General features: G+C 74.4%; 3 protein-coding genes and 1 pseudogene. 1 reads left to right on the top strand and 3 read right to left on the bottom strand.

Going from position 1 to position 4139, the window contains the following annotated elements:
* Together hutH and AE652_RS36650 are read right to left on the bottom strand one after the other, a co-directional pair.
* The coding region (gene hutH, locus AE652_RS36645) for a histidine ammonia-lyase (protein ID WP_049659409.1) at positions 1 to 1452 on the bottom strand (1452 nt) is incomplete at its 3' end.
* A gap of 126 nt (positions 1453 to 1578) precedes the next feature.
* Positions 1579 to 2748, bottom strand: coding sequence for a macrolide family glycosyltransferase (locus AE652_RS36650; RefSeq protein WP_049659401.1), 1170 nt, complete (start codon positions 2746 to 2748; stop codon positions 1579 to 1581).
* A 128-nt stretch (positions 2749 to 2876) separates the two neighbouring features.
* Here AE652_RS36650 and AE652_RS36655 point away from each other — a divergent pair, with 128 nt between their 5' ends.
* The gene (locus AE652_RS36655) at positions 2877 to 3497 is read left to right on the top strand and encodes a TetR/AcrR family transcriptional regulator (protein WP_049659404.1); all 621 of its coding nucleotides are present in this window, start codon (positions 2877 to 2879) and stop codon (positions 3495 to 3497) included.
* 32 nt (positions 3498 to 3529) lie between these two features.
* On the opposite strand, the pseudogene AE652_RS36660 reads toward AE652_RS36655, so the two are convergent.
* Positions 3530 to 4139 (bottom strand): annotated as a pseudogene (locus AE652_RS36660) (sensor domain-containing diguanylate cyclase); the annotation flags it as partial.

The following is a 4139-nucleotide window of genomic DNA, read 5'->3' on the forward strand; positions in this document are numbered from 1 at the left end:
GGCGGCCAGCGCGGCCGCGGTGGCCGGGGCGAGCCCGCCGGCCCCGTCGGCCTGCCGGCGGATCTCCAGCGCGCGGGCGGAGGCGGTCAGTTCGACGGCCAGGATGCGGCCGAGGTTGGCCACCGCCTGGCGCAGCTTGCGCGCGGCCGACCAGCCCATCGACACGTGGTCCTCCTGCATCGCGGAGGACGGGATCGAGTCGACCGAGGCCGGGACGGCGAGCCGCTTGTTCTCGCTGACCAGCGCCGCCTGGGTGTACTGGGCGATCATCAGGCCGGAGTCCACGCCCGGGTCGTCGGCCAGGAAGGCCGGCAGGCCGTGCGAGCGGGCCTTGTCGAGCAGCCGGTCGGTGCGGCGCTCGGAGATCGAGCCGAGGTCGGCGGCGGCGATGGCGAGGAAGTCCAGCACGTACGCGACCGGGGCGCCGTGGAAGTTGCCGTTGGACTCCACCCGGCCGTCCGGCAGCACCACCGGGTTGTCGACCGAGGCGGCCAGCTCGCGCGCGGCGACCAGCTGGGCGTGCGCCAGGGTGTCCCGGCCGGCGCCGGCCACCTGCGGGGCGCAGCGGATCGAGTAGGCGTCCTGGACCCGCGGGGCGTCGTCCTGGTGGTGGCCGGTGAGGCCGGAGTCCTTGAGGACGGCGAGCATGTTGGCGGCGCTCAGCGCCTGGCCCGGGTGCGGGCGGATCGGGGCGTGCAGCTCGGGGGCGAGCACCTTGTCGGTGCCGAGCAGCGCCTCCAGGCTCATCGCGGCGGTGATGTCGGCGGTGGTGAACAGCCGCTGGAGGTCGGCGATGGCCATCACCAGCATGCCGAGCATGCCGTCGGTGCCGTTGATGAGGGCGAGGCCCTCCTTCTCCAGCAGCTCGACGGGCTCGATGCCGGCGGCGGCGAGCAGCTCGGCGGCGGGCTTCTCCACGCCGTCCGGGCCGGTGGCGGTGCCCTCGCCCATCAGGACCAGCGCGCAGTGCGAGAGCGGCGCGAGGTCGCCGGAGCAGCCGAGCGAGCCGAACTCCCGCACCACCGGGGTGATGCCCGCGTTGAGCAGGGCGGCCATGGTCTGCGCGACCAGCGGCCGGACGCCGGTACGGCCGGAGGCCAGCGTCTTCATCCGCAGGAACACCAGCGCGCGGACCACCTCGCGCTCGACCGCCGGCCCCATGCCGGCGGCGTGCGAGCGCACCAGCGACCGCTGCAGCTGGGCGCGCAGCTCGGGGCTGATGTGGCGCACGGCGAGCGCGCCGAAGCCGGTCGACACGCCGTAGACGGGGCGCGGCTCGGCCGCGAGGGCGTCGATCCGCGCACGGGCGGCCGCCATCTCGGCCAGCGCGTCGGGACCGATCTCGACCCGGGCGTTCCCCCGGGCGACGGCCAGGACGTCCTCGGCACCGACGTCGGCCTTGCCGACCAGGACCAGCGGAGCGTCGGGGGCCACAGCACTGTGCATATCCATATACACCATCTCATCAGGTGAATGAAGATATGACAACAGGTGCTCGCCATCCGGATTCTCCGCCCTCCGGATCGGCGCCGCACACCGCGGCCCCCTATCGCTCCCCGCATCACGGCACGGGCGGCGTCACGACACGCGCAGCTCGGCCTCGATCAGGTCCGCGGCCCGGGTGGTGCCGCCCTCGGCCCGGCCGGCGGCGGACAGCTCGGCCAGCCGCTCGGCCACCGCCGGGTCGCCGGTCAGCTCCAGCAGGGCGGCGCGCAGCGCCTCCGCGGTGGCCTGCTCGGTGTCCAGCCGGCGGGCGACGCCGAGGCCGACCAGGGCGTCCGCGTTGGCGAACTGGTCGGCGGCCTGCGGCACCGCGATCATCGGCACGGCGTGGAACAGCCCCTCACTGGAGCCGCCCATGCCCGCGTGGGTGACGAAGGCGTCCGCCTGGGAGAGCACCGACAGCTGGGGCACCCACCGGTGCACCTCGACGGTGTCCGGCACCTCGCCGAGCTCGGCCAGGTCGGTGTGCTTGCCGACCTGGAGCACGGTGTGCCAGCCCGGCAGGTCGCCGAAGGCCTCCACGCAGGCCCGGTAGAAGGCGGGCTGGTGGGTGAAGGCCGAGCCGAGCGAGACCAGCAGCACCTTCTCGGCGCCTTCCGGCCGCTGCCACTCGCCCTGGTGGGCGCGGTCGCCGAAACAGGGCCCGACGAAGCTGATCCGCTGCTCGTCGACCCGGTCGACGTTGGGCTGGAGGGCGCGCGGGACGAGCGCCACGCACCGCTCGGGGCGGTTCTTGAAGCCCTCCACGTCGCGCTGCACCGCGCCCGCCTCGGCCAGCCAGTCGGCGTACCGGCGGTAGTGCTCGGGGCCGCCCGGGCCGTTGCGCATCGGCTCGAACATCGCCGCGAGGTCCTCCTCGAAGCCCTCCCAGCCGACGAAGGCGGGCGACAGCTGCACCACCGGCACGCCCAGCCGCTCGCCGAGCGCCCGCCCGGCGAAGCCGCCGATGTCGTAGAGCACCACGTCGGGGCGGTCGTCCTCGAAGGCCTCCAGCAGGACGGGCCACATCGCCAGCGTGTCGTCCAGGAACACCTCCTGGATCGCCACCAGGTCCGACGGCCAGCCGGCCGGGTCGTCGGTGAGCGGCAGCTTGGTCGGGTACGGGACGAAGGTCGCGCCGGTGGACTCGACGACCTCCCGGAAGGAGGGGTCGTTGACGTAGCTGACCCGGTGACCCCGGGAGACCAGCTCGGTGATCACCGCGAGACTGGGATTGACATGCCCATGAGCGGGAATGGAGACCATCAGGATGTGTGCAGGGGGGCGGTTCACGGGCACCTCCGGGGAACGGGGGATGAGACGAGACGATCCGTCTCGCGATGGCATGGGAAGACAATACGTCTCGTCTCGTTGTTTCGCATAGAATTTTTTCCATGGCCTCCAGAACAGCTCCCGACCCCGCCCGACGCAGCGAGCGCGCGCACGCCGCCGTCCTCGCCGCCACCACCGAACTCGTCGCCGAGATCGGCTACGGCAGGCTGACCATCGAGGCGATCGCCGCCCGGGCCGGCGTCGGCAAGCAGACCATCTACCGGTGGTGGCCCTCCAAGGGCGCCGTGGTCTTCGACGCCTTCCTCGCCGCCGGCGAGCACGAGGGCGGCATCGCGCTCCCCGACACCGGCGACCTCGCCGCCGACCTCCGCGCCGTCCTGCGCCCCACCAGCGACGAACTGGCCGACCCGGACACCGACCGCACCTACCGGGCGATCATGGCGGAGATCCTCAACGACCCGGCACTGCAGGCCGAGCACCGCACCCGCCTGCTGGACCCCCTGCTGGCCGTCACCCGCGACCGCCTCCGCAGCGCCCGCGAGGCCGGCCAGATCGCCCCCGACACCGACCTCGACCTGGCCGTCGAAATCGTCTACGGCCCGCTCTACTACCGCTGGCAGTACCGGCTCGGCCCGCTCACCCACGAGCACGCCGACCGCCTGGTCGACGCCGCCCTGCGGGCCCTCAACCCGCCGTCCGCCGGCGGCGGTTCCGGCGCCTGAACCAGCGGACGGCCACCACCGCGGCCGGTCCCTCAGACCACCGGCGGCGAGGCCGGCCCCGCCAGGGCGACCGAGACCAGGGCGCGCATGGCGGAGGCGGCCTGCCCCAGCGGCAGCGTCGCGTCGTCGGCGAAGAGCTCCACCAGCCAGCCGCCGGCCGGGTTCTGGCCGCCCGCGGCCACCATGCCCCGGTACCCGGAGACGACGAGCATCGCCTCCTCCGCCGGGTCGTTGCCGGCCGCGCCCGCCCGCAGCGCGAAGGAGCCGCCGCGGACGGCGCGGCGGGTCATCGGGTAGTGCCGGAGGTCGAAGACCGCGTCGGGGGCCTCGATCTGGGCCCGCTGGGTCTCCGCGCGGACGCTGCTGGGGCCGCTGGTCATCCGGTAGACGGCGTGCTGGGCGGTGCGCATGAGGTGGGAGCCGGGCGGGACGTACGAGACCCACCAGCCGACGGCGTCCAGCAGCCGGGCGGAGGCCTCGGCGACGACGACCAGCTTGCCGAGGGTGTCCGCGGGGTGGACGGCCCGGGCCGTGGCGGCCTGGTCGAGGGAGGCGAGCACGGCGGTGAGCAGCTGCCCGGGGTCGGCGCTGTGGGCGGCGCCGCGGAACCGCCGCCGGTCGCCCGCCCCGGCCCGGCCGTTC

Source organism: Kitasatospora sp. MY 5-36 (genome assembly GCF_001182915.1).
GTDB lineage: Bacteria > Actinomycetota > Actinomycetes > Streptomycetales > Streptomycetaceae > Kitasatospora.

Excerpts from the sequence above, each read along its gene's own strand:
- AE652_RS36650 (WP_049659401.1), bottom strand. The coding sequence starts at position 2,748 with ATGGTCTCCATTCCCGCTCATGGGCATGTCAATCCCAGTCTCGCGGTG.
- AE652_RS36655 (WP_049659404.1), top strand. The coding sequence starts at position 2,877 with ATGGCCTCCAGAACAGCTCCCGACCCCGCCCGACGCAGCGAGCGCGCG.